22 protein-coding genes are annotated in these 25,511 nt (G+C 73.6%); 11 read left to right on the top strand and 11 right to left on the bottom strand.

All coding sequences use genetic code 11. The features are described 5' to 3' along the window. Positions 1 to 453: 453 nt before the first annotated feature. Both ABZS58_RS46490 and ABZS58_RS46485 read right to left on the bottom strand, forming a co-directional pair. Positions 454 to 834 carry a GntR family transcriptional regulator gene (locus ABZS58_RS46490; protein ID WP_354790771.1) on the bottom strand — a complete coding sequence of 127 codons (381 nt, stop codon included), beginning with the start codon at positions 832 to 834 and terminating at the stop codon, positions 454 to 456. Positions 835 to 838: 4 nt separating this feature from the next. Next, on the bottom strand, positions 839 to 1,591 hold the full coding sequence (locus ABZS58_RS46485; RefSeq protein ID WP_354790769.1) for a hypothetical protein: 753 nt from the start codon (positions 1,589 to 1,591) through the stop codon (positions 839 to 841). Positions 1,592 to 1,664: 73 nt separating this feature from the next. Between ABZS58_RS46485 and ABZS58_RS46480 the strand changes: the two genes are divergently transcribed. Further along, a complete protein-coding gene (locus ABZS58_RS46480; RefSeq protein WP_354790767.1) occupies positions 1,665 to 2,903 on the top strand; it encodes a metal-dependent hydrolase in 1,239 nt (412 codons plus the stop codon). Positions 2,904 to 2,923: 20 nt separating this feature from the next. On the opposite strand, the gene map is transcribed toward ABZS58_RS46480, so the two are convergent. Continuing rightward, the gene (map, locus tag ABZS58_RS46475; protein ID WP_354790765.1) at positions 2,924 to 3,712 is read right to left on the bottom strand and encodes a type I methionyl aminopeptidase; all 789 of its coding nucleotides are present in this window, start codon (positions 3,710 to 3,712) and stop codon (positions 2,924 to 2,926) included. A gap of 142 nt (positions 3,713 to 3,854) precedes the next feature. Further along, positions 3,855 to 5,894, bottom strand: a complete 2,040-nt coding sequence (locus ABZS58_RS46470) for a cell wall-binding repeat-containing protein (RefSeq protein WP_354790764.1) — start codon at positions 5,892 to 5,894, stop codon at positions 3,855 to 3,857. Positions 5,895 to 6,355: 461 nt separating this feature from the next. Here ABZS58_RS46470 and ABZS58_RS46465 point away from each other — a divergent pair, with 461 nt between their 5' ends. The 4 genes from ABZS58_RS46465 (at position 6,356) to ABZS58_RS46450 (ending at position 12,633) form a co-directional block, all read left to right on the top strand. After that, complete coding sequence (locus tag ABZS58_RS46465) at positions 6,356 to 9,562, top strand: M28 family peptidase (RefSeq protein ID WP_354790762.1); 3,207 nt, start codon at positions 6,356 to 6,358, stop codon at positions 9,560 to 9,562. 90 nt (positions 9,563 to 9,652) lie between these two features. Then, a complete protein-coding gene (locus ABZS58_RS46460; protein ID WP_354790761.1) occupies positions 9,653 to 10,144 on the top strand; it encodes a SigE family RNA polymerase sigma factor in 492 nt (163 codons plus the stop codon). Beyond that, entirely contained in the window at positions 10,141 to 11,547 is a 1,407-nt protein-coding gene (locus ABZS58_RS46455) for a hypothetical protein (protein WP_354790759.1), read from the top strand. Before ABZS58_RS46460 ends, ABZS58_RS46455 begins: the two co-directional genes overlap by 4 nt. Positions 11,548 to 11,613: 66 nt before the next feature. Then, entirely contained in the window at positions 11,614 to 12,633 is a 1,020-nt protein-coding gene (locus ABZS58_RS46450) for a low specificity L-threonine aldolase (protein WP_354790758.1), read from the top strand. 273 nt (positions 12,634 to 12,906) lie between these two features. On the opposite strand, the gene ABZS58_RS46445 is transcribed toward ABZS58_RS46450, so the two are convergent. The 4 genes from ABZS58_RS46445 to ABZS58_RS46430 all read right to left on the bottom strand — a co-directional run bounded on the left by ABZS58_RS46445 (position 12,907) and on the right by ABZS58_RS46430 (position 15,927). Next, a complete protein-coding gene (locus ABZS58_RS46445) occupies positions 12,907 to 13,230 on the bottom strand; it encodes a hypothetical protein (protein WP_354790756.1) in 324 nt (107 codons plus the stop codon). Between the two features lie 288 nt (positions 13,231 to 13,518). Next, positions 13,519 to 14,013 carry a hypothetical protein gene (locus tag ABZS58_RS46440; RefSeq protein WP_354790755.1) on the bottom strand — a complete coding sequence of 165 codons (495 nt, stop codon included), beginning with the start codon at positions 14,011 to 14,013 and terminating at the stop codon, positions 13,519 to 13,521. 85 nt (positions 14,014 to 14,098) lie between these two features. Continuing rightward, a complete protein-coding gene (locus ABZS58_RS46435; protein ID WP_354790753.1) occupies positions 14,099 to 14,683 on the bottom strand; it encodes a sigma-70 family RNA polymerase sigma factor in 585 nt (194 codons plus the stop codon). Further along, on the bottom strand, positions 14,680 to 15,927 hold the full coding sequence (locus ABZS58_RS46430) for a S8 family serine peptidase (RefSeq protein ID WP_354790752.1): 1,248 nt from the start codon (positions 15,925 to 15,927) through the stop codon (positions 14,680 to 14,682). Before ABZS58_RS46430 ends, ABZS58_RS46435 begins: the two co-directional genes overlap by 4 nt. Positions 15,928 to 15,976: 49 nt before the next feature. Between ABZS58_RS46430 and ABZS58_RS46425 the strand changes: the two genes are divergently transcribed. The 5 genes from ABZS58_RS46425 (at position 15,977) to ABZS58_RS46405 (ending at position 21,705) form a co-directional block, all read left to right on the top strand. Further along, positions 15,977 to 18,637: a CHAT domain-containing protein gene (locus ABZS58_RS46425; RefSeq protein ID WP_354790751.1), complete on the top strand. Its 2,661-nt coding sequence runs from the start codon at positions 15,977 to 15,979 to the stop codon at positions 18,635 to 18,637. A 174-nt stretch (positions 18,638 to 18,811) separates the two neighbouring features. Next, a complete protein-coding gene (locus tag ABZS58_RS46420; RefSeq protein WP_354790749.1) occupies positions 18,812 to 19,435 on the top strand; it encodes a hypothetical protein in 624 nt (207 codons plus the stop codon). 11 nt (positions 19,436 to 19,446) lie between these two features. Continuing rightward, complete coding sequence (locus ABZS58_RS46415; RefSeq protein WP_354790748.1) at positions 19,447 to 20,058, top strand: hypothetical protein; 612 nt, start codon at positions 19,447 to 19,449, stop codon at positions 20,056 to 20,058. A 70-nt stretch (positions 20,059 to 20,128) separates the two neighbouring features. Beyond that, positions 20,129 to 20,692: an SdpA family antimicrobial peptide system protein gene (locus tag ABZS58_RS46410; RefSeq protein WP_354790746.1), complete on the top strand. Its 564-nt coding sequence runs from the start codon at positions 20,129 to 20,131 to the stop codon at positions 20,690 to 20,692. After that, on the top strand, positions 20,686 to 21,705 hold the full coding sequence (locus ABZS58_RS46405; protein ID WP_354790744.1) for a sporulation-delaying protein SdpB family protein: 1,020 nt from the start codon (positions 20,686 to 20,688) through the stop codon (positions 21,703 to 21,705). The genes ABZS58_RS46410 and ABZS58_RS46405 overlap by 7 nt, the downstream gene beginning before the upstream one ends. On the opposite strand, the gene ABZS58_RS46400 is transcribed toward ABZS58_RS46405, so the two are convergent. Continuing rightward, complete coding sequence (locus ABZS58_RS46400; protein WP_354790742.1) at positions 21,665 to 22,333, bottom strand: hypothetical protein; 669 nt, start codon at positions 22,331 to 22,333, stop codon at positions 21,665 to 21,667. The two genes, ABZS58_RS46405 and ABZS58_RS46400, sit on opposite strands and share 41 nt — an antisense overlap. 58 nt (positions 22,334 to 22,391) lie before the next feature. Then, positions 22,392 to 23,642 carry a multidrug effflux MFS transporter gene (locus tag ABZS58_RS46395; protein ID WP_354790740.1) on the bottom strand — a complete coding sequence of 417 codons (1,251 nt, stop codon included), beginning with the start codon at positions 23,640 to 23,642 and terminating at the stop codon, positions 22,392 to 22,394. Between the two features lie 35 nt (positions 23,643 to 23,677). Between ABZS58_RS46395 and ABZS58_RS46390 the strand changes: the two genes are divergently transcribed. Then, complete coding sequence (locus ABZS58_RS46390) at positions 23,678 to 24,142, top strand: MarR family transcriptional regulator (RefSeq protein ID WP_354790738.1); 465 nt, start codon at positions 23,678 to 23,680, stop codon at positions 24,140 to 24,142. 83 nt (positions 24,143 to 24,225) lie between these two features. Here ABZS58_RS46390 and ABZS58_RS46385 read toward each other — a convergent pair whose 3' ends face one another. Further along, positions 24,226 to 25,497, bottom strand: a complete 1,272-nt coding sequence (locus ABZS58_RS46385) for a nucleotide disphospho-sugar-binding domain-containing protein (RefSeq protein WP_354790737.1) — start codon at positions 25,495 to 25,497, stop codon at positions 24,226 to 24,228. Between the last annotated feature and the right edge of the window lie 14 nt (positions 25,498 to 25,511).

Raw genomic sequence — 25,511 nt, 5'->3', positions numbered from 1 at the left:
GAGCCGGTCGCGGCCGATCGGTAGCCGTCGAGGGTCGCGACGACCGTCGACGAGACAGTTTTCCGCCAAAACGCAACAGGCTCCAGAGCAGCACATACTCTTCCGGATCATCAAGAACCCCGCCGAGCCGGCACGGACGACACAAGCACCCGTTCGCCCGGCCGACAGGGTTCCCCTGCGGCCACCTGGATCACCCACCTCCGGGCGGCGCAGCGACCGTGACCACCTGCCCCAAGCCGCCGTCCCCGCATCACCCCCGAGCTACCCGGCCATCCGGCGCACCACCACCCACGACTCCAGCAGCCACTGCCAGACCGAACCCTGCCCGCACCGACCACCCACCACAGACGCAGAACGACGACCACCTCGAAGCCGACGGGCCGCACCGCCGTTGTGATGCCACTCGTACACCAACATGGCGGACGTGACCCGCCGCTGACGGCGTCGCGGTGGTCACGGGGGCGGGGATGTCGTCGGGGTGGCGTTGGTGAGGGCCGCCTGGACGATGTGGACGGCCTCGTCGAGGTCGATGCCGACGCTGGCGATGACGGCGGCGTATTCGGCGGCTGCGCGGCGGGCCCGCTCGCGGCTCTTCTCGCCGGCGGCGGACACGAACGAGCCGGCCGCGCCCCGGGTCTCGATCAGGCCTGCCTCCTCCAGCTCCCGATAGGCCCTGCCGACGGTGTTGATGGCCAGGCCGAGATCCGCGGCGAGGCGGCGGATCGTCGGCAGGCGGGTGCCGACGGCGAGGGTGTGATCCTGGATCTGCCGGGCGAGCTGGCCGCGCAACTGCTCGAACGGCGGCACCGGTGAGGTCGAGTCGATGACGATCATCGGGTCATCGGCCGCCGCTCATGGCGTGCCGGGCCACCGTGCCGCTCGCCGCGGTCCGCAGGTTGATCAGGATCAGCGTCAGCGCGCCCAGGACCACGAAGGTCAGCCAGGCAACCGTCCACCAGCCCGGTGTGTTGTTGAGCAGCGACACGACGGGCAGGCTCCACAGCGCGGTCGGTGCGGCCACCTCGCGGGCGTCCTCGACCCGCATGACGGCGTCGGCGGTGAGTGGGACCTCGTCGTCGGCCACGGCCGGGTGCGTCAGCAGGTGGCGCAGCTGCACGCACATCCCGATCGCGACACCGCACCATCCGATGAGCAGGACGACGGCCGCGTCCCTCCCGTCAGGGTCGTCCACGGTCAGGCCGGAGGCCGCCAGCACCGCCGCGGCGGTGAACGTGGCGACCGCGAACACCGCGCGCGGCAGGCCGAGGACGGTGCGCCAGCCGAGCTGCACAGGATGGGCCGCCCGCCGCAGCAGCGTCGCGCCGGCCCGCCGGTCGACCCGCCGCACCCACCCGTCCAGCAGTGCCAGGGCCGCCACCAGCGCGATCACCGTCGCCGTCAGGAGCAGTGGCCCGGCGCCGGTGGTGGAGATCAGGGCGATCGCGAGGATGAACGTCCCCAGCAGCACGCTGGAGGCGAGGCGGGCCCGCCGCCGCGCCGCCAGACGCACGGCCAGCAACGGTGTCGGCGAGGCGCTGGCGAGGCCGTGCCGGGCCAGCCACGAGCCGGCCTGCTCGAGGTCCGAAGCCATGACATCATCTCCTTGTCGCAAACCTTGTCTCAACATGGTGAGACAAGATCTGGGACAAGTCAAATGGTCGACCATGGACAACCTCACGCACACGCTTATCAGCGTCCTGGTCGGTGAGGCGGTCCATCGGTCCCTCCCGCCGTCGCAGAACCTCAGCGACCGGCAGCGGCGGGGCGTGGCGATCACCGTCATGGCGGTCGGCGGGAACCTTCCCGACGCCGACGTCATCTACACGACCTGGGCCGGCACCACGCTCGACTACCTGCTGCACCACCGCGGCCACACTCACACCGTCGTCGGCGCGGTCGGCCTGTCGCTGCTGCTGTTCCTGGCGGTCCGGCTGTGGTGGCGGATCCGGAAGGTCACGCCGCAGCGCGACGACCTGTGGTTCCTCGCCGCGGTGTCGGTACTGGCGCCGCTGCTGCACATCGCGCTCGACTTCACCAACAACTACGGGGTGCACCCGTTCTGGCCGTTCGACAACCGCTGGCACTACGGTGACGCGGTCTTCATCGTCGAACCGCTGCTCTGGGCGACCGCGGCGGCCCTGCTGTTCGTCCTGCCCGGCCGGACCGCACGGGTCCTCATCGGGCTCGTCCTCGTCGCCGGGATCGGCCTGAGCTGGTTCAGCGGCTTCGTGCCGGCGTCGTTCGCGGCCCTGCTGACGGTGCTGACGCTGGGCCTCGCCGCGGTCAGCCGGTTCGCTCCGGCGCGGGCCGCACTCGCCGCGGGGATCGCCGCCTGGCTGGTCCTCACCGCGACGTTCGTCATCACCACCCGCACCGCGGAGCGCCGCGTCGAGGCACTGCTGACGACCCGGTTCCCGGACGCGCGCACCCTCGAGGTGGTGCTGACCCCGATGCCGGCGAACCCCGTGTGCCGCGAGGTGCTGGCCGTACAGCGGGCGGCGGACCGATACGTCGTCCGGCGGGCGTTCCACTCGCTCGCGCCGTCCTGGATCCCGGCCGACCGGTGCGCGACGCTGTCCACGTCGGGCACCGAGTCGACCGCGAAGTACTCGCTGGTCGCCCAGCCGTCGAACGGCGAGATCGCCTGGGCCGGCGAGCTGGCGGTCGACGCCGCCCTGTTCGGCGATCTCGCCTCGGACTACTGCAGCGTCGCCGCGCTGCTCCAGTTCGCCCGCGTGCCCTTCGCCGCGAAGGACGGCGACGGCTGGGTCGTCGGCGACCTGCGCTTCGACCGTGAGCCGGGCCTGGGCCTCGCCGAGGTCGAGGTCAGTCCGGCGAACGACCACTGCCCCGACCTGCCGGCACCGTGGACGCCGCCCAGGGAGGACCTGCTGGGCCGGTGATCAGCACAGCCGGCCCGTGCTCAGGCGGCAGCCGCTCCGGGGGCGGGACGGCGGGTCAGCACCTGTGGGCCGGAGGGCGTGATCGCGACGGTGTGCTCGGAGTGGGCGGTGCGGGAGCCGTCCGCGGAGCGGATCGTCCAGCCGTCCTTGTCATACTTGATCTTGTCGGTGGTGCGGCAGAGCCAGGGCTCGATGGCGATCGTGAGTCCGGGGTCGAGCTTGATGCCGCGGCCCGCGCGGCCGTCGTTGGCGACGTGCGGGGCCTCGTGCATGGTGCGGCCGATGCCGTGCCCGCCGAACTCGCCGTTCACGCTGTACCCATACGAGTGGGCGACCTTGCCGATCGCGGCGGAGACGTCGCCGAGGCGCCCGCCGGGCCGTGCGGCGGCGATGGCGGCCTCCAGCGCGACCTCCGTGGCCTGGATGAGTTTGAGGTCCGCCGGGTCCGGAGTGCCGACGACGAAGGACAGCGCGGAGTCCGCGGCCCACCCGTCGATGCCGACCGCCATGTCGATGCTGAGCAGGTCGCCGTCGCGCAGGACATAATCGTGTGGCAGGCCGTGCAGCACGGCGTCGTTGACCGAGAGGCAGAGCACGTTGCGGAAGGGGCCCCGGCCGAACGAGGGCGCATAGTCCCAGTAGCAGGACTCGGCGCCGCGTTCCTTGATCCGGCGGCGGGCGTGCTGCTCGACGTCCATCAGGTTGACGCCGACCGCGGCGACACCGCTCAGCTCGGCGAGCAGCTCGCCGACGAACTGGCCGGTCACCGCCATCCGCCCGATTTCCTCGGCGGACTTGAGCTCGATCACCACAGCATCCCTTTCCGCATGCGGTATTTGTATACCGGTATTTTTATATCATGCCGGTCCGGCGCGGATGCTGTGGGCGGGGACGAAACGACGCCGCCGCGCCACCAGGACCTGGTGGCGCGGCGGCGGCCGGAAGCGGGGGTCAGCCCGTGATCCTCTTGCCCTTGTTCGCGGTCGTGCCCGGGATGCGGCCCTTCGTCGCGGTGGTGGTGCCGCGCGGCTTGACGTCCGCGGACTTCGCCAGGGACTTCGGCTTGGTGGTCGGGACGGTGTACGTCTCCGTGTACTGCTCGTACTTGTGCGTGCCCGGCAGCGAGATCGCCTTGCCGAGCGGTTCGATCAGGTTGTCCGACAGGGCGAGATACCCGCCGAGCAGGACGCCGTACTTGATCGACGCGGAGTTGTCCGACAGGTACGCCCGCGTCTGCGGGCTGAGCGAGCCGGGGGCCGACAGCAGCAGCGGGCCGCCGTTCGCGCCGATCATCGAGCCGCCGGTGAGGGCGTCGTACCAGGTGGTGGCGGTGGCGACCGCAGCGTACCGCGGGCCGCTGAAGAAGAACTCGGCGACGGCGACGGCCGTCTCGAACTCGGTGGCGCCGAAGACCGGGTAGTAGTACCACACCTCCGAGATGTTCTCCCACGAGGGGAGCTGGCCGCGGTCGTACCCGTTCTCCAGCGCCCGCACGCCCGGTCCGCCGACGCCGATCATGTCGACCACCCGCGGGTCGAGCCGGTTGAGGTAGGCGGCGGTCGCGGCGGGCATGTTGTCGCCGTTGGTCAGCACGATGACGGTGCCCGGGCTGGCGCCGGCGGCGGCGCCGGCGGCGAGCGCGTCGTAGTACTTCAGCGACGTCGCCAGGATGACGGCGGCCGGTTTCGTCGTGATCGCGTTCGCCACCGCGATGGCGGTGTCGTACTCGGTCGCGCCCCACAGCCGGACCGTGGTGTAGCCGAGGCTCTTGAGCTTGTTCTCGACGTTCGCGGACAGGGCGACGGTGCCGCCGAGCAGGTACACGGTGCCGGTGGTGCCGAGGACCCGCTTGATCTCCGCCTCGGTCGCGGTGGCCAGGCTGCCCGGCGGGGTGATGAGCAGCGGACCTTCCTTGACGACGGCGAGCGCGGAGCCGCCGAGCGCGTCGAAGTACTTGTCGTCGCGGGACAGCACGACGGCCTTCGCGGAGGAGCGGACCCCGTCGACGACGCCCTTGTCGGTCCAGTTCCAGCGGGAGGTGGCGACGGCGGTGAGCAGGGCGTCCTGGCCCCAGACGCGGTGCACGTACTGGCCGTTGACCGGCTGGCAGGTCGGCTCGCTGCCGTTCTCGACCAGCGTCACGATCTCCTTGGTGTCCAGGTCGATGCGCCGCACCCTGGGGGTCCACCCGGAGGCGTAGGTGGAGAAGAGGATCGCGCTGCTGTCGGGGGCCCACGCCGGGTCGTAGTTGTACGTGCTGCCCGAGTTCTCGACCGTGGTCAGCTGCCACTCGTTGGAGCCGTCGCTGTCGGCGATCCAGATCTGGCTGGCGTCGCCGGCGGTGCGCACGAACGCGATGCGGTTGCCGTCCGGGGCGAAGTCCGGTGCCCAGCCGTCCTCGACGATGGTGAACGGGTTGTACTCGCCGTCGAGCCGGTTGATGACGGCGCCCTGCCGCTGGCCGTAGGCCGAGTGCTGGTAGACGACCTCGTTGCCCCAGGTGGTGACGTTGCTGTCGAACAGCCCGTCGTCGGGGGCGCTGAACAGTTCGAGGCCGATGGGCCAGTTGGCGCCGGAGGACGTGATCGACAGCTTTGAGTACGAGTTGAAGACGACATACCGGCCGCCGTACGCGTACACCGGGTTCAGCGACGAGCTGACCCGGTTGAGGTCGAGGAAGTCGATCCTGTCGGAGCCGTCCGGGCGGATCGACACGGGCCGTGCACCGTCGTGGAACAGGAAGCGGCTGCCGTCCGGCGACCAGTCCCCGGAGCCGGCCGACGCGTTGGTCACGAGCCGCCGCTGGTTGGTGCCGTCGGCGTTGGCGATCCACACCTCGTTCCCGCGCCGGAACGTGATCTGCCCGGTCTGGCCGGGCTGGGTGGCGTGCGCCGCCTCGCTGGCGGCGAACACGGCGGTGGGCGCGGCCGCCACGGCGGTGGCGGCGACAGCACCCTTGATGGCGGCACGGCGCGAGAGCGCGAACGACACTGTGGTTCTTCCTCCCCGAAGAGACCGCCGGCACGGCGATCACCGCGCAGTGTAGGGGTCCGGCCAGGGCCGTCGCTGCCCCCGGTCGGCCAGGTGTTCCAGCCGCCAGGACGATGCCGGTGGACTGCCACCCAGTTGTCGTGATTTGTCCGCCATCGATCCGCCCGGCCGGGGCCAGGATGCCGCACCGTCGGGTCATCGCGACGTCCGGCCGCCGCGGCGCGGCTCGACGACGGGCGGCGTGCCGACGCCGGAGACATTTGCCGGCGTCTCTTGACGAATCGGCCGGTCATCGCCTTGAATGCTGGTGTTACTAAGCGAGTAACAAAAGTTAACCACCTTGTTGCGCCGAACCTCGGGCGGACCTGGTGCAAGGCAGAACCCCCCATCTGTCATCCCGGATCCGCCGCCGGACGGCCACCGCCGCGCCGTGGGCGGACCGGTCGTCAAGAGGAGCCGAAGTGAGACGCACACTCGCGCTGCGAGGTGGCGCGACGGTCGCCGCCGCCGTCGCAGTCGTGCTGGCCGCCACCATGGTGACGGCCGCCGCCACCCGCCCGCCGGACCCCGTCGCCGCCCCCGGGCAGAAGGCGCCCGAGGTGGCCGCCGAGCAGTTCCTGAGCGCCGAACCGGCCGAGGTCCACCGCTCCGCCGAGGACCGCTTCGACCGCCGGTCGGTCACGCGGCAGGACAGCCTGCGGTACGTGTCCTACGAGCGCACCCACCGTGGCCTGCCGGTCCGCGGCGGCGACTTCGTCGTCGTCACCGACGGCAACGGCAAGGTGCTCAGCGTCAGCGGCGCACAGGACACCACGCTCGACGTCGGCACCACCGCGAAGGTCGACGCCGCCACCGCGGCCGCGAAGGCCCGGTCGCAGCTGGTCGAGGTCACGACGGCCGACCCACCCAGGCTCGTCGTCCTCGCCCGCGGCAAGGGCCGCCTCGCCTACGAGGTCGTGCTCGAAGGGAAGACCGCGAGCAAGCCCGCCAGGCTGCACGTCTACGTCGACGCCACGAGCGGCGCCGTGCTGCCCGAGGAGAGCTGGGACGAGGTCGTCGCCGCCACCGGCAACGGCTACTACAACGGCCAGGTCACCTTCGACACGTCCGGCTCCGGCACCTCGTACACCATGAGCGACCCGAACCGGCCGGGCCTGTCCTGCGGCGGGCAGAACGGCACCGCCTACACGAAGACCGGCAACACGTGGGGCAACGGGTCGGGCACGAACCTGGAGACCGCCTGCGTCGACGTCATGTACGGCGTACAGCAGGAATGGGACATGCTCAGCAGCTGGCTGGGGCGCAACGGGATCAACGGCGCCGGCCGCGGCTTCCCGGCCCGGGTCGGCCTCGCCGAGGTGAACGCCTACTGGAACGGCTCCTACACCAACTTCGGCCGCAACTCCGCCGGCACCGGGCAGGCGACCCCGATCGACGTCGTCGCGCACGAGTACGGCCACGCCATCTTCCAGACCACGCCCGGCGGCGCGGGCAGCGGCAACGAGAACGGCGGGCTCAACGAGTCGACCGGGGACATCTTCGGCGCGCTCACCGAGCACTACGCCGGCAACCCGAACGACCCCGCGGACTACGACGTCGGCGAGGAGGTCAACCTGACGGGGTCCGGCCCGATCCGGTACATGAACCAGCCCTCCCGCATCAGCGGCAACCCCGACTGCTACTCCGGCGCCATCCCCGGCACCGAGGTGCACGCCGCGGCCGGCCCGCAGAACCACTGGTTCTACCTGCTCGCGGAGGGCACCAGCCCCGGTGGTGGCAAGCCCGCCAGTCCGACCTGCAACAGCACGACCATCACGGGCATCGGCATCCAGAAGGCCGGCCGCATCTTCATGGCCGGACTCAACCGCAAGACCTCCGGCTGGAACCACGCCGCCGCCCGGCTGGCCACCGTCCGCGCTGCCGTCGAACTGTTCCCGGGCGGCAACACCGAGTGCGCGACGGTCAAGGCCGCGTGGAGCGGCGTCAGCGTCACCGCACAGAGCGGCGAGCCGGCCTGCCCGACCGGCGGCGGCAACGACTTCTCGATCTCCGTCAACCCCACGTCCGCCGGCGTCACCGCCGGGCAGGCGGCCACCGTCACCGTGAGCACGACCGTGACGTCGGGCAGCGCGCAGAGCGTGGCACTGACGGCGTCCGGCCTGCCCGCCGGAGCCACCGCGGTCTTCACCCCGGCGTCGGTACAGGCGGGCGCCACGTCCAGCCTGCGGATCAGCACGTCGGCGAGCACACCGGCCGGGTCGTACACCGTGAGCGTCCTCGGTGACGGGGTCAGCGCCGACCGGACGGTCCCGCTCGGCCTGACCGTCACGGGCACCGGTGACCCAGGCACCCCGCCGGACGTCAGCGTCACCAACGTCAAGGCGCACCTCACCCAGCTGCAGACGATCGCCACGAACAACGGCGGCAACCGCTACTCCGGCCGGCCCGGCTACACGGCGTCGCTGCAGTACGTCGAGGGGCGCCTGCAGACGGCGGGCTACACCGTCACCCGGCAGACGTGCACGTCGTGCACGACCGGCTCGGTGAACCTCATCGCCGAGTGGCGCGGCGGCGACGCCAACCAGGTCCTCATGCTCGGCGCGCACCTCGACGGCGTCGCGGCCGGGCCGGGCATCAACGACAACGGCTCCGGCTCGGCGGTGCTGCTCGAGGTCGCCCTCGCCCTGGCGCAGCAGAACCCGACGATGACCAAGCGGGTCCGCTTCGCCTGGTGGTCCGACGAGGAGCAGGGCCTGCGCGGGTCGGCGTTCTACGTCAGCCAGCTGCCGGCCGCCGAGCGGACCCGGATCCGCACCTACTGGAACTTCGACATGGTCGGCTCCCGCAACGCCGGCTACTTCGTCAACAACATCTCCACCACGGCGGCGCAGCCGCTGAAGGCCTACTACGACTCGATCGGCGTGCAGACCGAGGAGAACGTCGAGGGCGCCAACCGCTCCGACGACGCCTCGTTCCGCAACGCCGGCATCGCCTCCAGCGGCATCGCGGCCGGCGCCTCGGCCACCAAGACCACGGCCCAGGCGGCGAAGTGGGGCGGCACCGCCGGCGCGGCGTACGACTCCTGCTACCACAGTTCGTGCGACACGATCAGCAACGTCGCCGACGTGCCGCTGGACCGGGCCGCCGACGCCGTCGCCTTCGGGTTGTGGAACCAGGCGGTCGGCGGCCGGCCGGTCGACGACTTCACCCTGTCGCTGAGCCCGTCCGCCGCCTCGGTGCCGCCGGGCGGGTCGACTACCACGACGGTGAGCACCCAGCTCACGTCGGGCTCGGCGCAGACGGTCGCGCTGTCGGTCAGCGGGCTGCCCTCCGGCGCGACGGCCGCGTTCAGCCCCGCGTCCGTGCAGTCCGGCGGCACGTCCACACTGACGATCGGCACGGCGGCGGGCACCCCGGCCGGCACCTACACCCTCACCGTCCTCGGTGACGGGGTGAGCGCGGACCGTACCGCTACGTACACGCTGACGGTCACCGGCGGGGGCGGCGGCTGCTCGGGCGTCCCTGCCTGGAACCCCACCACCGGCTACGTCCCCGGTGACCGCGTGTCGCACAACGGCCGCGTGTGGAACAGCACCTGGTACTCCACCGGCGCCGAACCCGGCGCACCCGGCTCGTGGGCGGTCTGGGCCGACGCCGGAGCCTGCTGAACCCGTTTTGCATCGGCGGTGGGTGTCCGGCACGATCGGGCACCCACCCATGCGCGGGTCTGTGGGCGTGTGTCCGGGCAGGGAGGTGCGGTGGAGGATTCGTTCAACGCGTACGTGTCCGGCCGGCTGGCCGCGCTGTCGAGGATGGCGTACCTGCTGTGCGGGGACCGGCACGCTGCGGAGGACCTGGTGCAGGTCACCCTGGTCAAGGTCGCCCGGCACTGGGAGCGGGTGATCGCCGGCGGCGACCCCGACCCGTACGTGCGGCGCGCCATGGTCAGCCAGCACGTGTCCCTGTGGCGGCGGCGCTGGCGGCTCGTGCAGCTCACCGATCAGCCACCGGACCGTCCCGTGCCGGACGGCACCGACCACCTCACCACGGCGCTCGCCGTCCAGGCCGCGCTGGCGAAGCTGCCGCCACGGCAGCGGGCGGTCGTGGTGCTGCGCTTCTTCGAGGACCTGACCGAGGCCGCGACCGCCGAGGCGATGCGCTGCTCGGTGTCGACGGTGAAGAGCCAGACCCGCGACGCCCTCGCCGCGCTGCGCCCTCAACTGGTCTCGCTGCTGGGGGTGACGTCATGACCGCGCCGTTGCGTGCCACGCTGCGTGAGCTGGGCGAGCGGATGCCACCGGCCCGGCTGCCCGGGACCGCGTGGCGGCAGGGCCGCCGGCAGCGGCGGCGGGGGAGGATCGTCGCCGCCGTGGTCGTCGCGCTGCTGTGCGTGACCGCGGCGGTCGTGCCCGGCCTGCATGCCGAGCCAGGACCGGCCGCGGGCGTCCCGGCGATCCCTCGCGGCGTCGAGCTGCCGTACTTCTGGCAGGCCACCGTCGACATGGCCCCACCCGGCCAGGCCGGCGTGCTGTTCGGCGGCGACGGCTGGGGGCTGACCGGCGACCCGTTCGAGCAGGAGGGCGGCAAACTCGCTGTCGTCGGCCGCGACGGTACCTATCGGATGCTGCGCTACCCGGACGACATGCTGCGCGCCGGGCAGGACGTGCGGCTCTCACCGGACGGCAACCTCGTCGCGCAGAGCATGCTGACCGGCGGCCCGCCCGGCTGGCTGGTGGTCACCGACCTGCGCACCGGCCGCAGCCGCGGCTACGGCGAGGGCGCACCGGCCTGCTGCTTCGAGATCGCGGCGTGGCGCCCCGACAGCGGTGCCGTGCTGGTCCTGCACAACATCGGGGACTTCGGGGAGTCGGGCCGGTCCGCGCAGTACATCCTGGTCGACCTCGCCGGCGGGACGCAGACCCCGGTCGACGACATCTTCGCGCGGGACCCGGTCGCGTCGGCGTGGGTGGCGGCGTTCGCGCCGGACGGCCGCGGGTTCGTCGCGACGAGGCCGGCCGCCGACGGCGGCACCGAGCTGCGTGCCTACGACCACACCGGCCGCCGGCTGTGGACCCGCACCCTCACCGCCCGGCAACGCCTGGCCGGCGCGGGCGCCTACACCCCCGACGGCGCCGGCGTGGCGCTGCTGAACATCGACGGCTGCGCCACCGGCTGCGGCCGCGACGAGCTGACCGCCCGCCGGTGGCAGGTGTCCTACCTGGACGCCGCCACCGGCGAGGACCGGTCCGGCCCGGCGCTGCCGGTGGTGACCGGCGCGGCGGTGCGGGCGCTCGGCTGGCACGACGGCGCCCTCGTCGTCGTGCGGCACGAACTCGAGGACGACGTCCTGAGCGGCGACGACGAGACGGGCTGGACCCCGACCAGGCACGTCAGCGTCCTGACCCTGCGGCCCGACGGCACGGTGGCCGTCGTGCTGGACCCACCCGACGGCGTCACCTCGATCGACATCGCCCAGGACCTGCTGCGCGACGGCCGTTTCGGCGGTCCCGTGCCGGACCCGGCGGTGCTGCCCGCCCGCTGGTCGGTGCTCGCCCAGGTGTCGCTGTGCCTGCTCGTGCCGCTGCTCGTGGTCGCCGCCGCGGTCGTGGCGATCGTGCGCGCGGTCCGCCGGCGGCGCCCGGCCGTCCGGTGAGCCCCGGCCCGCTCGTGCCCGACCCCGGGTTCCGGTGACGGTGGCGGGCCGCTGACACTGGACGGGGTGAGCACCTTCGCCAGTGACAACGCCTCCGGTGTGCATCCGGAGATCCTCGCCGCCCTCGCCGCCGCCAACGCCGGGCACCAGCCCAGTTACGGGCGGGACGACTACACCGGACGCCTGCAGGACGTGTTCCGGGCGCACTTCGGTGGCGCGGCCCGCGGCTACCCGGTCCTCAACGGCACCGGTGCGAACGTCGTCGCGCTGCAGGCGGCCAGCGACCGGTGGGGTGCGGTCATCTGCGCGGACACGGCGCACATCCACGTCGACGAGTGCGGCGCGCCGGAGAAGATGGCCGGACTGAAGCTGCTGGTCCTGCCGACCGGGCACGGCAAGCTGACCGTCGAGGACATCCGGCGGGAGGCGCGGGGCTTCGACGACGAGCACCGGGCCCGGCCCCAGGTGGTGTCGCTGACCCAGTCCACGGAGCTCGGCACCGTCTACACCCCGGCGGAGATCGCGGAGATCGCCGAGTTCGCGCACGGCCACGACATGCACGTGCACGTGGACGGCGCGCGGCTCGCCAATGCCGCCGCGCACCTGGGGGTGCCGTTGCGGGCGTTCACCACCGACGCCGGGGTGGACATCGTGTCGTTCGGCGGCACCAAGAACGGCATGCTGCTCGGCGAGGCGGTGGTCGTGCTGAACCCGCGGCTGAACCACGGCATGGACTACCTGCGCAAGTCGTCGATGCAGCTGTACTCCAAGATGCGCTACGTGTCGGCGCAGTTCCTCGCCCTGCTGGAGGGCGACCTGTGGCTGCGCAACGCCACGCACGCCAACGCGATGGCGACCCGGCTCGCCGGGCAGGTCCGCGACCTGCCGAGCCTGGAGATCGGGCACCCGGTGCAGGCCAACGCCGTCTTCGTCCGGCTGCCCGAGCCGGCCCTGGCCGACCTGCACGAGCAGTTCTCGTTCTCCGACTGGAGCACCGGCGAGGCCCGCTGGATGACGTCGTTCGACACCACCACCAAGGACGTCGACCAGTTCGCGAAGGCCGTCCACGCCGCCCTCACCCGCTGACCCGCCCCGCGGTCGTGAATCCGATCCGCCGCGGGCTCGCGGGTGCCTGCCCAGCGGCCCGCGCGTCCGGGCTCCAGCCGACCGAGGCCCTCGGCTGACGACCTCAGGATCGCCGGTGTGACGCGTGCGCCGCGACGCCTGGCGCTGGACCGCTACCTCCGGCGGCCAGCAATCGGTCGTGCGTGGCGCGGCATCGCTCGTTCGGTCAGATGTCGCGCCGGCCGGGGGGTCCCGGCCCGGTGTGCGCCGGGACCCCGGTTGGGGCGTCGGTTCCTAGTTGTTCTCGACGAGGGTCGTGCCGCCCGACGCGTAGTAGCCGGTCTGGCACAGCACCTTCGACGTGCCGCCGATCGAGGCGCGCGGGCCGGTCGTGGTGTACGACGAGCCGCTGCCCATCGGCTTGCAGGTGGCCCGGGCGCGCAGGTGGAAGTTCGACGGGTACCCGGTGCACGGTCCGCCGCGGTAGCCACGGCCCGAGTCGGTGTACGCGCCGCTGCAGCTGGCCGCGAGTGCGGGGGACTCCGTGACGACGAGCGCGCCGGTGCCGACGACGGCGATGACGGCGGCGGCGCGGAGCGCCTTGGTGAGCTTGCGCATGGTGCGTCTTCTCCTCGATGTGAAAGGGGAATTCAGGCACGCCGATCAGCGCGGGCCCGCTGGCCGATCGGCGCGGCCAAAGTAACCGCTCTCTCAAGCGAGGCTCAAGGCTTATACAGGTCAATGCCGGAGCCGACCAGTCCATCGGTCAGAAAGTTTCGAAAACCGGTAAAAGGCCAGCTCAACGCCGTAAACTGAGATTTACGTCGGGCCGAAATACGTAAACTGACATGAAAACTCTGTGATCCATCCCACACGACAATGGGGAGAGCGCTCTCTCGGGGGCCGCTACGGGTACCGCAGCACCAGCCAGCTCGTGACAACGGTCCGGTCCGGCAGGTCCAGCCGCAGCCGGACCGGGCCGGGCGCCGGCAGGGGCAGCTCGAACCCACCGACGGCGTCGAGCCGGGCGGCGCCGAAGGCCCTGTCCGGGGTCTGCCCGGTCACCGGCCGGCCTTCGAGCGGGTCCGGCAGGTCGAGGTGCACCTGGCCGAGCATCCCGTCCTCGTGGATCTCGACGTCGACGGTGCACCGGTCGGCCCGGAACGTCAGCAGCCGCGCCGACTGCGCGGACAGCGCCGCCGGCACCGAACGGACCGCGCCGGCCGGGGGCGGGTCGCAGGCGGAGTCGAACACCAGCCCGGCGACGGCCGCCGGGCCACCGGCGCGACCGATCCGGAACGCGGCCAGCGCCGGGGAGAGGAAGTCGTCGGCGGACGGCCCGGCCAGCGCGGCGTGCAGATCGCCCAGCAACCGCCGGTCGTGGTCCCATCGCCCGTTCATGCCGTCACCTCCGCTGCGCTCCGGCGCCGGCCTGACCAAAGCACTGAGCCCATGATGACCGGCCCTGCGCTGCGCTCCAGTCCGGTCATGACCGCCGCCCTTCGCCGGTGCCGAGGTAGGCGGCCAGGGCCGGGGTGGCCCGCAGCTTGTCCAGGCACCGTCGCTGGGTCGGCCCGACGCTGCCGATCGACATCCCGGTCTCCGCGACGACGTCGCGGTAGCTCATCGGCGGCTCGCCCAGCAGCATGCCGAGCAGCCGGCGGCACCGGTCCGGCAGCTGCCCGAACCCGTCCCGCAGCGCCTCGTACTGCTCCTCCCGCAACGCCTCCGTCTCGGGCTCGTCGGCGGACGGGAGATCGTCGAACAGCCCGGCGGGCCGCTGCTGCCGGCTGGTCCGGATCACCCGCTGGCACTCCCGGCTGGTGGTGGTCGCGATCCAGGCGGGCAGGGCGGCCGGCCGGTGCAGGCGCTCCAGCCACTCCACGACCCGCAGCCAGACGGTCTGGTTGACCTCGGCCGCGTCCGCGCCGGTGAGCCCGGACTCGCCGATCGTGCTGACGACCACCGGCATCATCCGGTGCACCAGGTCCTCCCAGGCGAGGGCGTCACCGGCCGCGGCGGCCGCCACCACCGCGTCGAGGCCGGTCCGGGCCTGCTCCGGCGCGATCATCGGACCACGGCCCCGTAGCCGTCGAACGGAGCCTCGCCGCCACGCAGGGCGGCGTCGGCGGCCTTAGGGGTCGACCCGGATCCGCTGACCAGGCCGGCCATCCGGCCGATGACGTACGGCACCGCGAACGACGTGCCCTGCCAGCTCGCGAAGCCGTCGAAGACGATCGCGTCGTCCTCCGGCGGCCGGAGAAAGCCGGTGACGAACGGCCCGGTCGCGTCGCCGGGGGCGCACACGTCGACCCACGGTCCGCGGTTGCTGTAGTCCGCGGGTCGCCCGCCGGGGGCGAGCGCGGCGACGGCGGTGACGCCGCCGAGCGCCGCCGGCCAGGTGGGGCGGGTCGAGCCGGCATTGCCGGCGGCGGCGACCACGACCGTGTCCGGCGACAGCGCGGCGACCGCGTTGCCGAGCGGCATCGACGGCACGTCACGCTGGGTGTAGCAGCCGAGGGAGAGGTTGACGAAGGCCACGGACCGGTCCAGCGACCGCAGCGCCCGGCACACGGACTCCTCGTCGCCGATGCCGTCCGGGGACAGCGCCACGGCCGCCTCGAACTGGGCCGACGGCGCGATGCCGCGCAGCACGCCGGTGACGAACGTGCCGTGCCCGCCCTGCAGCGCCAGCTGCCGGCCTTCCGTGTACAGCGGGTCGATGCAGTCGGGCGACGGGCGTTGCCAGCCGCCGAACCATCCGGGGTGCGTCCGCGCGGCGAGCGCCCACATGCCCGTGTCGCAGACGCCGACCAGGACGCCGGCTCCGGCCTGACCCGCCGGCGGCGGTCGCATCGCCGGTGCCGCGGCGGGGGCGTCAGCCGGATTGCCCATGACGTTGGGATAGCCGAATGCGACATGATGCGGCTGTACCTTCGGTGGCAGCTGCGCGGGCCAGTTGCCGGGATCGCGGAGGTCCTCGACGATCGCCTCGATGTCCACGTCGGCGGCGAACCACAGCCGGCTGACCCCGCCGAACCCGGCTCCCGGGGCGACGGAGTGGCCGAGCGCGATCAGCCGCGCCTCGACCCGCGCCAGGTCCGGCGGCGCGACCAGCAGCTGCCGGGGCCGATACCAGAACACCGATCCGCTCGCGGCGCGGATGGCGGGGTCGGCGGCGACGAGGGCGGCGAACGCCTGCTGATACCACAACGGGTCGGCGGCGGCCCGGCCCGCGCCGGCGAACGCGCCCACGGCGGTCGCCGCGGCCGCCGTCAGAAGGGTGCGGCGGGTTATGGGTTGCTGAACCGTCACGCGTCCTCCAGACCTCGATCCTGATGCCAAGCTAGGATCGGCGGCTGTCATGCGCCATCGTCAATCCGACCGTATCAATGTCGACCTGTCCGCCTCCGCGACGCTGACCGAGCTCGCGGAGCAGGCGCTGGCGCTCCGGCAACGGGACCCGCGGGCGGCGATCGCCCTCGCCGAGCGGGTCCTCGCCGCGCGGGACCGTGACCCGGGCCAGTGCTCCGTCGCCGAGCGGGCCATCGGCCTGGCCCGCAAGGAGCTCAACGACCTGGCCGGGGCGCAGCGGCACCTGCGCCGCGCCGTCGCCGCCGGGCAGCGCAGCGGCTCCGGCCGGACCCTCGCCATGGCGCAGATGAGTCTCGGCTACGTCCTGGCCGCCGCAGGGCGGACCACGGCCGCGCACACCGCCGTCACGGCGTCGCTGACCCGGCTCACCGGCTCCGAGGCGGGCCAGGCGCTGATGCAGCGCGGCGTCGTGCAGTACTTCCGCGGCCGGTACGTGGAGGCGGCCGAGGACTACAGCGCCGCCATCGATGTCGCGGTCCGCGAGGGCGACGCCCTGCTGGAGGCGCGGGCCCGCAACAATCGGGCGATCCTGCCCGCCGGCGTGCGGGACCGCGGCGACGGCGCCGCGGCCGACCTGGACCGGGCCGCGTCCATCTTCGCCGGCCTCGGCCTCGACCTGGCCGCCGCCGACTGCCGGTGGAACGCGGGTCACCTGGCCGCCCAGCACGGCGACGTGCCCGGAGCGCTGGCGGTCTTCGCCGACGCCGAACGCGAGTACCGCCGGCTGTCGGTGCCCCGCCCGGCGTTGATCCTCGACCGGTTCGAGCTGCTCGCCGCGGTGCCACTGGTCCGGGAGGCGGCCGACACCGCGGCCCTGGCCGTCCGGGAGCTGCGCGAGCACGGCCTCGTGTCGGACCTGGCCGAGGCGCTGCTCGCGGGTGCCCGCGCGGCGTTGCTGCTCGGCGACCCGGACGGGGCCGCGGCGTCGGCGGCCGCCGCCAGGGCGCGCTTCCAGCGGCAGGGCCGCCGGGCATGGTCGGCGTTCGCCCGCACCGTCGAGCTCCGCGCCCAGTACATGCGGGGCATCCGGACGGCCGCGCTGCTGACCTCGCTGACCCGCAACGCCGGGCGGCTCGAGGCGGCCGGGTGGCTGCTGCCGGCGGCGACGGCGTGGGTGGAGGCGGCGCAGGTGGCGCTCGCCCTCGACGACCCGGCCCGAGCCCGGCGCCTGCTGGCGCGCGCCGCCGCGTACCGCCGCGGCGGGGTGGCCGGGCAGCGGGTCCGCGGCTGGCTCGCCGTGGCGCTGCTGCACCGCCTCGACGGCGCCGACCGGGCCGCGGCCTCCGCGCTGCGTCGGGGACTCGCCGTCCTCGACGAGCACCGGGCCGTGCTCGGCGCCACCCAGGTGCGGGCCGGCAGCAGCGTCCACGGCCACGACCTGGCCGCCGAAGGCCTCGACATCGCCCTGGCCGGGCGGCGGCCGGGTCCGGTCCTGGCCTGGGCCGAACGGTGGCGGGCGACCACCCTGTGGTCACGGACCCCGCTGCCGCCCCAGGACCCGCGGCGCAACGCCGTGCTGGCCGAGCTGCGCGAGACGGCCCGGGCCGCCGAGGACGCGCTGCTGGCCGGCCGCCGCGCCGAGGGGCTGCTGCGCCGCCAGTCGGCGCTGGAGGCCCGGGTCCGCGAGCTGGACCTGCGCACCGCCGGTGGCGATGCCGGCGCGGCGCCCGCCGTCACCGTGCGGGCCGTCGCCGACGAGCTCGGCCGGGCGGTGCTGGTGGAGCTGGTGTCGCACCGGGGCGCACTGGCCGCCGTGGTGGTCCGCGACGGGCGCGCCACCCTGCACGACCTCGGCCCGCTCCCGGCGGTGCTGGCGCAGGTGCGGCGGTCCCGGTTCGCGCTGCGCCGGCTGATCACCCTCGGCGAGTCGGCCGGCGCCCGGTCCGGTCTGGCGGACGCGGTGGCGCGCCTCGACAGGCAGCTCTTCGACCCGGTCCGGGACCGGCTCGGCGACCGGCCGCTCGTCGTCGTCCCCGGCGGCGCGCTGCACACCGTGCCCTGGTCGGCGCTGCCCACCGGCGCCGACCGGCCGGTCACCGTCGCGCCGTCCGCCGCGGTGTGGTGCCGGGCCGTGCGGCAGCCGGCACCCAGCGGCCCGGCGGTGCTCATCGCCGGCCCCCGCCTTCCGGAAGCGGCGACGGAGGTCGCGGCGCTGGCCGCGGTGTGGCCCGGCGCGACCGTGCTCACCGGCCCGCGGGCCACCGTGGCCGCGGTCACCGCGGCGTTCTCCGGTGCCGGACTCGTGCATGTCGCCGCGCACGGCGCGTTCCGGGCCGACAATCCGCTGTTCTCCACCCTCGCCCTCGCCGACGGCCCGCTGTTCGCCTACGAACTGGAGCGGCTGCCGCGCTCGCCGGGCTGCGTGGTCGCATCCGCCTGCGAGACCGGCCTCGCCGACGCCCGGCTCGGCGACGAGCTCATGGGCTTCGCAGCCGTCCTGCTCGCCCAGGGCACCAGGACGCTCATCGCCGCGATGTTGCCCGTCCCGGCGGACCGGACCGCGGCGCTGATGGTGCACCTGCACCGGCTGCTGCGGGCCGGCGAGGCGCCGGCGCCGGCGCTCGGCGCGGCCCAGGCGGCACTGCGGGCCGGCGGCGACCCCCGCGACGTCGCCACCGCCGCCGCGTTCGCCTGCCTGGGCGCCGGCTGACAACGTATTCCCTGTATCAAAAACGCCGTCCGCGGATCGTGTCCCGCTCAATTGATACGCCATTCATGCATGGCGTTGTTCACAATTCCCGGGTATTCGAGGTAATTGACGGAAAACAATTCGCAGACGCATGGTGATTGCGCCCGGAAATCCCCCGGCGAATTTGGAGGCACCATGCGTGACGCAATACCCGACCGGCTGATCCGCCGGCCGATCGTCGTCGCCCTGCTCGTCGTGGCGATGCTGTTCGGGCTGACGGTGGTCACGACACCGCAGCGGGCGGCGGGAGCCGCCACCGTCCGGTACGACGGCGACACCCTGATCCGCGGCGTCTTCTTCGGCCTGGGCCCGGCCGCGCAGCAGTACCCGAAACTCGTGCTGGGCGCCATCGCCGAACCCGGACGCAACGCCGCGATCATCCCGCGCCTGTTCACGGCGGCCGAGCAGGCGGCGCCCGGCTTCCGGGAGCGGTTCGCATCCGCCATGTACAGCCGCGACCGGGTCCGCATCCAGCGGACGGTCCTCGACACCGGCGACATCCTGTTCGCCGCGCTGCTGGCGCTGTACCCCGACCTCGAAGACGACCTGACCGCGGCCGGCGGCACCCAGGGCACCGCGACCCTGCTCTGGATCCTCAACGTCATCGCCGTCGCCGCCCAGGCCGCCGCGGCCGCCCAGGCGGTCGTCGTCGTCGAGTTCGTCGCGTTCTGGTTCAAGGACCCGAGCGCGCCGAAGGACAACCAGCTGCGCCTCGAACGGTGGACCGATCTGGTCGCCACCACCCTGCCCGGCACCTGACGGAGGAAGCCATGCGTGTCATCCCACGCTCCCGCCCGCTGCTCGCCGCGCTGCTCGCCGCTCTGCTCGCCACAGCGGTGCTGCTCGGGCTGCCGACGGTCGCCACGACGAGCCGGGCGGGCGCCGCCGCCGTGCCCCGCTACGACGGCGACGCGCTGCTCCGGGGCACGTTCTTCGACCTCGGCCCGGTGGCGAAGCAGTACCCGAAGCTCGTGCTCGGCGACATCGCCCAGCCCGAACGCAACGCCACCCTCGTGTCCCGGCTGCTCGCTCAGGCGGAGCTGTCGGAGCCAGGGTTCCGCGGCCGGTTCGCCGCGGCCATGTACAGCCGGGACCGGCCGCGGATCCAGCGCGCGGCGGTCGACACCAGCAACACGCTCATCGCCGCGCTGCTGGTGCTGTACCCGGACGCGGCCGGCGACTGGACCTCCGGCGACGGCACGGTCACCGCCACGGCGGTCTATCAGTTCGTCGACGCCAACGCCAACGTCGTCGTCGACACGATCTCGCTCATCCTGGACCTCGGGGTCGTCTCCGAGACCGGCCACGGCGTGCACCAGGACCTGAAGCTGCGCCTCGAACAGTGGGCCCAGCAGGTCGCCACCACCCTGACCGGCGCCTGAGCCGGCCGGTTGCCCCGAAACCCGACCGGCACGGTGCCCGCCACCGTGCCGGTCGACCGAAGGAGACGCGATGCACCGACCCACCGCCGCCCCGCCCGCCCGGCTGGGTGCGTTCGCATTGGCCCTGATCGCCGCCGGCGCGCTCGCGGTCGCCTACGTGGTGCACACCCAGCTGCCCGACAACGCCGTCGACCTGCCCTACGAGGCCGCCGTCGAGGAACCGGTCCGGGTGGCCCTGCCACAGGGATGGGCGTTCTTCACCCGCGACCCGCGCGGTGCCGACCTGCTCGTCTACACCCGCGGCGGCGACGGACGGTGGCACGATGCCCTGCTGTCGCCGCACGCCGAGCCGCGCAACCTCTTCGGCCTGGCCAGGGCGTCCCGGGCGCAGGGCGTCGAGCTCGGCCTGCTGACCGGCGCGGTGCCCGAGGACGGCTGGACCGGCTGCCAGGCCGACCCCGGGCCGTGCCTGGAGCGGCTGACCCCGTTGCCGGCCGCCAACAGGGCGCGCCGCACCACCCTCTGCGGCGACGTCGGCCTGGCCCAGCGGGTGCCGGTGCCGTGGGCGTGGAGCCGCTCCGGCGACCAGGTCGTCATGCCGAGCACCGTCGCCCGGCTGGCGGTGTCGTGCTGACCCGGCTCGGGCTGGCCGCCCGGCGCGCCGCCGCCGTGCCGCCCTGGACCGACGTCTACGGCCTGGCCCGCACCCTCATCGCCGCCGGCACCCTGCTGACCCTCGTGTTCAGCCCACCCGAGGTGCTCTTCGCCCCGGTCCGGGGGCTGATGCCGGCGCCGTACTGCGGCGGCACCCGCGCGATCAGTCTCTTCTGTGTCATGCCTGAGGCGCAGCTGCCGGCCGCCCGATGGCTGGCGGTGGCGATCCTGCTCGTGGTCGCGTCCGGGTGGCGACCCCGCTGGACCGCGGTCCCGCACTGGTGGGTCGCGTTCAGCCTGCAGGCGTCGGCGAGCATCCCGGACGGCGGCGACCAGGTCGCCGCGAACCTGACCCTGCTGCTGCTCCCGCTCGCCCTCACCGACCGCCGCCGCTGGCACTGGAGCGCCCCCGGCACCTCCGGCACCTCCGCGGTCGGGGCCGGCGAGGTCGGCAGGTTGACCGGCGTCGCGGCCGGCTGGCTGATCCGCGTCCAGGTCGCCGGGATCTACCTGCACGCCAGCCTCGGCAAGCTCGCCGTGCCCGAGTGGCGGGACGGCACCGCCCTGTACTACTGGCTGAACAACCCGAACTTCGGCACCGCCGGCTGGCTGCGCGAACCCACCCTGCACCTGCTCGCCCTCGGCCCGGCGGTCGCGGTCCTGACCTGGGGGTCCCTCGCGCTGGAGTTCGCCCTCGCCGTCGCGCTGGTCCTGCCGCGGCGCCGCTGGCCGGCGCTGCTGCTCGGCGGCCTCGCCCTGCACGGCGGCATCGCCGCGCTCATGGGCCTGTGGAGCTTCTCCCTCGCCATGTTCGGCGCGTTGATCCTGTACCTGCGCCCCTTCGACCAGCCGTTCGGCCTGCCGCTGCGATGGGCGGCGGTCCGGGCCGGACGGGCCCGGCAGGGGACCGGCGAGCCGGCGCCGGCGCGCTGTCGCTTACCCGAAGATGAACTCAGATCAGGAACAAGCGGCGGGTCTCGGCGCCGACGTTGATGACCCCGAGGACGGCGCCGGACCGGTCGTGGACGTCGAACGCGCGGTTGCTGCGCATGACCTCGCGGATGCCGGACGGCAGCGCCGGCGGCTCGTCCTCCGTCAGCCGCATGCGGGTCGCGGCGCCGATGAGGCGGGTGACGAGGTCGGCGGCGTCGGCGGTGACCGGGATCCGGGCGAACTCCCAGCCGGACACCGTGAGGTCCAGCAGCTCCAGCGTGTGCATCAGCAGCCAGTTCGGATCGGTCAGCACCATCGCCCGCTTGACGTCCGCGTCGATCGCGGCCAGGGCCGCCGGGAGGTGGACGAACGGGTGCCATCCCGGCGGCTGGTCCGTGAGCTGATACCGCAGGCCCGTCCGCTGGAACAGGGCGCGGTAGTTGTGCCGGTCCGCGCCGTGCCGCTGGAGGTCGGTATGCGCCCGCTCGGCCGTCTCGTGCACGACCCGTCCGGCGACCGCGAGCCCGTCATCGTCGGTGAGCAGGCCCGCCAGCGCCCCGGCCTGCTCCCGGAACCCGGCCTGGACGTGCCCGCCGAACCGCCGCCGGATGTCGGCGACCAGGGCCTCCTGCCGGGCGGGGTCGACCGTGAGGGGCCTGCCGGCCGACTTGCGCCGGAACCATCGCATGGTCACTCCTCACACCGCCGTCGAAGACCCGATCATGGTAGTCGCCGCCGGGTGCGGCTCACCGGTCCAGCCTGTCGGGCGCGACGCGTGGCCGCAACAGCAGCGCGACGCGTGGCCGCAACAGCAGCAGGACGGCCAGTGCGGCGGCGGCGCACGCGAGCATCGTGGTCGCCATCGGCACCGCGGTGGACTGGCCGGCGAGGCTCATGGCGGACGCGGCGAGCCCGGCGACGAGGAACTGCAGCAGGCCCTGCAGCGATGACGCGGCGCCCGCCGAACGGGCGTGCCCGGCCAGGGCGAGGGACGTGGCGTTGGCCAGGACGACGCCCAGCATCGAGACCACGACGAACAGGCAGACCAGCAGCGCGGGCAGCGGCAGCCGGGCGGCGGCGCAGACCAGTACACCGGCGGCACCGAGGACCGCGACGGTGAGGCCGGTGCGCAGCAGGGTGTGCTCGCCCGCGACCCGGCCGACGATGAGGCCGTTGAGCTGGCCGAACACCACGATGCCGAGCCCGTTCGCGGCGAAGACGAGGCTGTACTGCTGGGCGCTGAGGCCGTACACGTCCTGCAGCACGAACGACGAGCCGGAGATGTAGGCGAACACGGCGGCGAACATCAGCGCCGCGGCCAGGACGTAGCGCAGGTAGTGCCGGTCGGTGACGAGGACCCGGAACGCGCGCGACGTGTCGCGGAAGCCGGAGCGCCGGCGGTCGGCCGGCAGCGACTCCGGCAGGGCGAGGACGACGGCGAGGGACAGGACGGTGCCGAATCCGGCCAGCACCAGGAACACGGCCTGCCAGGTGGCGACCGCCAGCAACTGCCCGCCGATGACCGGGGCGAGGATCGGGGCCGCCCCGTTGACGAGCATGAGGGTGGAGAAGAACCGGGTCATCGCGGTGCCCTCGAACAGGTCGCGGACGATCGCGCGGGACAGCACGACGCCGGTTGCGGCGCCGAGTGACTGCACGGCCCGGCCGGCGATCAGCCAGCCGACGTCGGGGGCGAGCGCGCACCACAGTGAGCCGGCGACGTACAGCGCCATCCCGGCGAGCAGCGGCCGGCGGCGGCCCCACGCGTCGGACAGCGGTCCGGCGACGACCTGCCCGAGGGCGAGGCCGATCACGAAGACGGTCAGGGTCAGCTGCACCATCGGCGCGCTGGTGTGCAGTTCACGGGCCATGCCGGGCATCGCGGGGAGGTACATGTCGATGGTGAGCGGACCGAACGCGGCGAGCGAGCCGAGCACCACCGCCAGCCGCGCCCGCCGTCCGCGGCTCGGAGCAGGCCGGACTTCTGTTATCGCCACATAACTATGGTGCCATAATCCACTACGATGGTGGTGTGGCCCACGACACCGACACCGACCTGGCCGACCTGGCGCACCTGATCCTCAACGTCGGCCGGCTGGTGCGCGCCAGGACCCCCGACGGTCCCGGCGTGGTGCCGATGACCGACACGGAGCGGCACGTGATGCGGGTCGTGGACCTCTTCCCGGGTGCCGCGCCGAGCCAGATCGCCCGCCGCACCCGGCTGCAGCGCACCAACGTCAGCACCGCCCTGCGCGGCCTCGAGGACAAGGGCATGATCTCCCGCCGCACCACCGCCGGCCGCGGCGTCGCCGTCCACCCGACCGAACGCGCCGCCGCCAACCTCCGGACGCTGCGCGCCGCGTGGGCCCGCGAGCTCGCCGGGGCCGTCGGCGCCGACCTCGACGACGTCCGCCGCTGCACCGCCCTGCTCAGCCGCATCGAGCAGCACTTCACCACCGAGGCGGTAGCCTCCGGAAGTGATCACATCGACGGATGACCACACCGCGACGCCGCCGCGCAAGCGGATGGATCCGGCCGTGGAGACCGCAGCGAAACGGCAACCGGCTGGTGTGAGCCGCCTCAGCGGCGCAGTCCCTCCAGCAGGTCGGCGGCCCGGGTCACGCCGCCCGCGGCGGCCAGTTTCGCGCCGAGCTCGGCGGCTCGCTCGCGCATCCGGGGGTCGCCGAGGACCTGGGTCACGGCCGACCTGAGTCTGGCGGCTCCGGGTGTACCGGTGCGGAGGTCGACGCCCGTGCCGGACCAGGCGACCCGCCGGGCGACCTCGGGCTTGTCGAGGGTCGCGCCCGCCACGACCATCGGTACACCGGCGGCGACCGCTGCGAGGGTGCCGCCCCAGCCGGCGTTGGAGACCACGACGTCGACGAGCGGCAGCAGGTGGTCGTGCGGGAGGAAGGCGGCGGCCCGGGCGTTGGCCGGCAGGGTGCCGAGGACGTCGGCGGGTGGGCCGCCGGTGGTGCACACGACGAGGGCGGGGGACCCGGCGAGGGCCTCGAGGGTGGGGCGGAGCAGGTCGTCGGGGTCGACGTCGAGGGTTCCCTGCGTCACGTGCACGACCGGCCGCCCCGCCGCCCGTGCCGCGGCCAGCTCCGGCCACCATGACGGCAGGTCGCCGGGCGGTCCGGCCGGTGCGGCGAGCCGCCCGACGTAGTGCACGTGCGCGGGCTGGTCGCCGCGCGGATAGTCGAGCCCGGGGACGCCCTGTGCCAGCACGAGATGCGGCGAGTAGAGGCCGTCGGGTCCGGGCACGGCAGCGGGCCCGAGCCCGGCCGCGGCCCGCATCCTGGCCACCCGCGGGTCGACCGTGAGCCGGCCCGCCAGCTTGATCGGCTGCCACAGCGCCGTGTTCCGCCACCGGGTCAGCCGGCCGGTCGCCGGGCGCACCGGCAGACCCAACGGCGGCAGGTCCCGGCTCGGCAACGTCAACGGGATCACCGCGACGGTCGCCCACGGCACGCCGAGCTTCTCCCCGGCGAGCCCGCCGCCGAACGCCAGCTGATCCGTCACGATCAGGTCGAACGGCCCCGCGGCGGCGATGTCGGCCAGCTGCCCCGGCGCGGTGCCGAGCAGGATGTCGGTGAAGTTGGCCAGGTTGGCCCGGATGCCCTTGCCGTCACCGACCCGCGGGAACGTGTCGGCGAGCCGCGCGTCGTCGTAGTCCTTCGCGGCCCGCCACTGCAGCCACCGCGCCCCGACGGACTCGAACCTGCCCCGGTACTTCGCGCCCGTGTAGCCGGTCACGTCGTGCCCGCGCCGGACCAGCTCGGCGGCGACCGCCGCGGTCGGCCCGACGTGCCCCGCGAACGGCAGACTGACCACCAGGATCCTCGCCACCGGCACCACTCCTC

Source organism: Dactylosporangium sp. NPDC005555 (assembly GCF_040605635.1).
GTDB lineage: Bacteria > Actinomycetota > Actinomycetes > Mycobacteriales > Micromonosporaceae > Dactylosporangium.
This window is presented reverse-complemented; position numbering and strand designations above follow the sequence as displayed.

Coding starts and splice junctions, on each gene's coding strand:
- ABZS58_RS46440 (WP_354790755.1), bottom strand. CDS start 14,013: ATGAACGGGCGATGGGACCACGACCGGCGGTTGCTGGGCGATCTGCAC.
- ABZS58_RS46455 (WP_354790759.1), top strand. CDS start 10,141: ATGACCGCGCCGTTGCGTGCCACGCTGCGTGAGCTGGGCGAGCGGATG.
- ABZS58_RS46445 (WP_354790756.1), bottom strand. CDS start 13,230: ATGCGCAAGCTCACCAAGGCGCTCCGCGCCGCCGCCGTCATCGCCGTC.
- ABZS58_RS46420 (WP_354790749.1), top strand. CDS start 18,812: ATGCGTGACGCAATACCCGACCGGCTGATCCGCCGGCCGATCGTCGTC.
- ABZS58_RS46490 (WP_354790771.1), bottom strand. CDS start 834: ATGATCGTCATCGACTCGACCTCACCGGTGCCGCCGTTCGAGCAGTTG.
- ABZS58_RS46485 (WP_354790769.1), bottom strand. CDS start 1,591: ATGGCTTCGGACCTCGAGCAGGCCGGCTCGTGGCTGGCCCGGCACGGC.
- ABZS58_RS46480 (WP_354790767.1), top strand. CDS start 1,665: ATGGACAACCTCACGCACACGCTTATCAGCGTCCTGGTCGGTGAGGCG.
- ABZS58_RS46415 (WP_354790748.1), top strand. CDS start 19,447: ATGCGTGTCATCCCACGCTCCCGCCCGCTGCTCGCCGCGCTGCTCGCC.
- ABZS58_RS46425 (WP_354790751.1), top strand. CDS start 15,977: ATGCGCCATCGTCAATCCGACCGTATCAATGTCGACCTGTCCGCCTCC.
- ABZS58_RS46400 (WP_354790742.1), bottom strand. CDS start 22,333: ATGCGATGGTTCCGGCGCAAGTCGGCCGGCAGGCCCCTCACGGTCGAC.
- ABZS58_RS46410 (WP_354790746.1), top strand. CDS start 20,129: ATGCACCGACCCACCGCCGCCCCGCCCGCCCGGCTGGGTGCGTTCGCA.
- ABZS58_RS46435 (WP_354790753.1), bottom strand. CDS start 14,683: ATGATCGCGCCGGAGCAGGCCCGGACCGGCCTCGACGCGGTGGTGGCG.